Origin of the sequence: Kitasatospora sp. NPDC057198 (genome assembly GCF_042670125.1) — a bacterium.
Lineage (GTDB): Bacteria > Actinomycetota > Actinomycetes > Streptomycetales > Streptomycetaceae > Kitasatospora.
The window spans coordinates 1-4,353 of record NZ_JBHUWH010000582.1; the positions used below are offsets into that span (position 1 = coordinate 1).

Sequence of the window (4,353 nt, forward strand, 5' to 3'; positions counted from 1 at the left end):
CCAGTCCACCGGGGCGCCGTTGACGTACGCCTCGGCCAGCGAGGTCAGCAGGCGGGTCGCGCCGCCGTCGTCGCGGCGCAGCGTGCCGCAGACGGCGGCGGGGACGGTGCCGGTGCCCGCCTCCTCGGCGACCTCGGCCAGGGTGTCGTTCGTCGCGCCCAGCAGGACCGGGTGGGGGGTGACCTCGACGAACAGCTGGTGGCCCTGGGCGGCGAGGGTGCGCACGGCGCGCTCGAAGTGGACGGTGGCGCGCAGGTTGGCGTACCAGTACCCGGCGTCGAGTTCCTCGCCGGTCAGGGTCTCGCCGCTCATCGAGGAGACCATCGGGACGCGGCCGCGCCGCGGGGCGACCTCGGCGAGGACCTCGCGGATCTCCTGCTCCAGGCGCTCGACCTGGGCGCAGTGCGAGGCGTAGTCGACGGCGACCAGCTTGGCGCGCACGCCCTCGGCCTCGAACTCGGACTTCAGCTCCTCCAGTGCGTCGGGCTCGCCCGAAACCACCACGGCCGCAGGGCCGTTGACGGCGGCGAGGGAGACCCGCTCACCGAACCGGGCGATCCGCTCCTGGACGGCCTCGGCGGAGCGGGAGACCGACAGCATGCCGCCGAGCCCGGCCAGGACCTTCAGCGAGCGCGAGCGCAGCGCCACCACCCGGGCGCCGTCCTCGAGCGAGAGCATGCCGGCGACGGTGGCGGCGGCGATCTCGCCCTGCGAGTGGCCGACGACGGCGGTGGGCTTGACCCCGGCGGCCTCCCAGACGGCCGCGAGCGACACCATCACCGCCCACAGCGCGGGCTGCACCACGTCGGCGGCCTTCAACTCCGGCTCACCGGCCAGCACTTCGTCCAGTGACCAGTCCACGAACGGCTCCAGCGCCGCCGCACACTCCGCCAACCGCGCCGCGAACACCGGGCTCACCGAGGCCAGTTCACGCCCCATGCCCAGCCACTGCGACCCCTGGCCGGGGAAGACGAACACCGGGCGGACGCCCGCACGGGCCGTGCCCGAGACGACCGCGCCCGAGGGCACGCCCGCCGCGAGGGCCCGCAGGGCGGCGGCCGGGTCGTCCCCGACCACGACGGCCCGGTGGTCGAAGACCGAGCGGGTGGTCGCCAACGACCAGGCCACGTCCGCCGGTTCGAGCCCGGGGCGGGCGGTGACCCAGTCCGCGAGCCGCTCCGCCTGGGCGGCCAGGCCCGGCGCCGAGCGGCCGGAGACCAGCCAGGCGGCGGCGTCCGTCAGCACCTTCGCGGGGGCCGGGGCCTGCGGGGTCTCGACCTCCTCGGGGTCGGCGACGGCGGCGTCCCCGGTGGGGGCCTCCTCGACGATGATGTGCGCGTTGGTGCCGCTCAGGCCGAACGAGGAGACGCCGGCCCGGCGCACCCGCTCGCCCGCCGGCCACGGCACCGCCTCGTTGAGCAGCCGGACGTCGCCGGACTCCCAGTCCACGTGCGGGGACGGCTCGTCGGCGTGCAGCGTCCTGGGGAGCTGCTCGTGCTGGAGCGCCAGCACCATCTTGATCACGCCCGCCACGCCGGCGGCCTGCTGGGAGTGGCCGATGTTGGACTTCACCGAGCCGAGCCACAGCGGCCGGCCCTCCGGCCGGTCCTGGCCGTACGTGTTGAGCAGGGCCTGCGCCTCGATCGGGTCGCCCAGCGTGGTGCCGGTGCCGTGCGCCTCCACCGCGTCCACGTCGGCGGCGGACAGCCGGGCGCTGGCCAGGGCGGCGCGGATGACGCGCTGCTGCGAGGGGCCGTTGGGGGCGGTGAGGCCGTTGGAGGCGCCGTCCTGGTTGATCGCGGAGCCGCGCACCACGGCGAGCACCGGGTGCCCGTTGCGGAGCGCGTCGGAGAGCTTCTCGACGACGACCATCCCGGCGCCCTCGCCCATGCCCATGCCGTCGGCCCCGGCGGAGAACGCCTTGCAGCGGCCGTCCTCGGCGAGGCCGCGCTGCCGGGAGAAGCCGACGAAGCCCATGGTGGTGGCCATCACGGTGACGCCGCCGGCCAGGGCCAGCGAGCACTCGCCGGCCCGGACGGCCTGGCAGGCCAGGTGCAGGGCGACCAGCGAGGACGAGCAGGCGGTGTCCACGGAGACCGCCGGGCCCTGGAGGCCCAGCAGGTAGGAGATCCGGCCGGACATCACGCTGGCCGCGCCGCCGGTCATCAGGTGCCAGTCGAGGCCCTCCATGTTCTGCAGCGACTGGTGGGAGACGTAGTCGGACGGGGCGACGCCGACGAACACGCCGGTCTGCGAGCCGCGCAGGGCGGCCGGGTCGACCCCGGCCCGCTCCAGCGCCTCCCAGGAGGTCTCCAGCAGCAGGCGCTGCTGCGGGTCCATGGCGAGCGCCTCGCGCGGCGAGATCCCGAAGAAGTCGGCGTCGAAGCCCGCCGCGTCCTGCAGGAACCCGCCCTCGACCACGTACGAGGTGCCCTGGTGGTCCGGGTCGGGGTCGTAGACGCCCTCGGTGTCCCAGCCGCGGTCGCCGGGGAAGCCGGAGATCGCGTCCCCGCCGGCGGCGAGCAGTTCCCACAGCTCCTCGGGGGTGGTCACCCCGCCCGGGTACCGGCAGCTCATGCCGACGATCGCCAGGGGTTCCGACGCCGCCGCGACCAGCCGGCGGTTGCGCTGCCGGAGCCGCTCGGCCTCCTTCACGGAGGCCCGCAGCGCTTCCAGGAGCTTGTCGGCCTGTCCGGTCATCGCTGCCTCCACGCATCGAGCTTCATCGTGATCACTCCGACTCGCCGTCGAGGGCCAGCCGGATCAGGCTGTCGGCGTCCAGCGCGTCGATGTCGCCCTCGCCGTCCCGCTCGCCGCTCAGGGCTTCGTCGCGGACGTCGGCGAGCCGCATCAGCGCGTCCATCAGTCCGGCGTCGCGGAACCTGGAGAGCGGGACGGTCGCGAGCGCCTTGCGCAGTTTTTCCTCGGCGCCGCCCTGCTCGCCATGTTCAACCGGCTCGGGCAGCAGCTTCTCCCGCAGCAGGGCGGCGAGTTCGGTGGGGTTGGGGTGGTCGAAGACCAGGGTCGCGGGCAGCCGCAGGCCGGTGGCGGTGCTGAGCCGGTTGCGCAGTTCGACCGCGGTGAGGGAGTCGAAGCCCAGGTCGGTGAAGGCCCGGGTGGACTCGATCGCGTCGGCGGAGGCGTGCCCCAGGACCGCCGCGACGTGCGAGCGGACCAGGTCGGTCAGCAGCCTGGTGCGCTCCTCCTCGGGCTGCCCGGCGAGCTGCCGGTGCAGCGAGTCCGCGCCGGCGGTGCCGGCGGCGGCGCTGCGCCGCCCGGTGCCGCCGCCGACCAGGGCCCGCCAGATCGGCGGGACGTCGGCGCTGTGCCCGGCACGGGCGCGCAGTCCGGCGAGGTCGAGCTTGGCGGGGACGAGGAGCGCCTCGTCGCGCCCGAGGGCGAGGTCGAGCAGGGCCAGGCCCTCGTCCGCTCCGAGGGCGGCGATGCCGCCCCGGTTGATCCTGGCCCGTTCGGAGTCGCTGAGCCGTCCGGTCAGGGCGCTGGCCTCGGCCCACATGCCCCAGGCGAGCGAGGTGGCGGGCAGGCCGGCGGCGCGGCGGTCGGCGGCGAGGGCGTCCAGGAAGGAGTTCGCCGCGACGTAGTTGCCCTGGCCGGGGCTGGAGAAGGTGGCCGCGGCCGACGAGAACAGCACGAAGTGGTCGAGGTCGTCGGTCAGTTCGTGCAGGTGCCAGGCGCCGTCGGCCTTGGGCCGCAGCACGGTGGCGATCCGCTCGGGGGTGAGCGAGGCGACGGTGGCGTCGTCCAGCACGCCCGCGGTGTGGATCACGGTGCGCAGCGGGCGGTCGGCGGGGATGCCGGCCAGCAGCGCGGCGACCTCGGCGCGTTCCGCGGTGTCGCAGGCGACCACCTCGACGGGTGTTCCGGCTTCGGCCAGTTCGGCGGCCAGCGCGGCGGCCTCGGCGGCCTCCGGACCGGAACGGCTGGTCAGCAGCAGGGCCTCGGCGCGGCCGGTGGCGGCCAGGTGGCGGGCCACCAGCCCGCCCAGGGTGCCGGTGCCGCCGGTGACCAGCGCGGTGCCCCGGCGTGGGGCGGACGGGTCGGCGGGCAGGGTCAGCACCAGCTTGCCGGTGTGCCGGGCCTGCTGCATGTGGCGGAACGCCTCGCGGGCCCGCCGGACGTCCCAGGCGCGGACCGGGAGCAGGCTGAGCTCGCCGGCGGTGAGCAGGTCGACGATCCGGCCGAGCATCGTGCCGAGCAGGTCGGGTCCGGCCTCGGCCAGGTTGAAGGGCCGGTAGGCGACGCCGGGGTGCGCGGCGGCCAGGGCGGCCGGGTCGCGCAGGTCGGTGCGGCCCATCTCGACGAACGTGCCGCCACCGGGCAGCAGCCGCAGCG

General features: G+C 75.7%; 2 protein-coding genes. Both read right to left on the reverse strand.

Going from position 1 to position 4,353, the window contains the following annotated elements:
• Positions 1-2,700, reverse strand: a 2,700-nt coding sequence (locus ACFUEL_RS35855; protein WP_380241798.1) for a type I polyketide synthase, incomplete at its 3' end; no start/stop codon positions are given.
• A gap of 31 nt (positions 2,701-2,731) precedes the next feature.
• The coding region (locus ACFUEL_RS35860; RefSeq protein WP_380241800.1) for an SDR family NAD(P)-dependent oxidoreductase at positions 2,732-4,353 on the reverse strand (1,622 nt) is incomplete at its 5' end.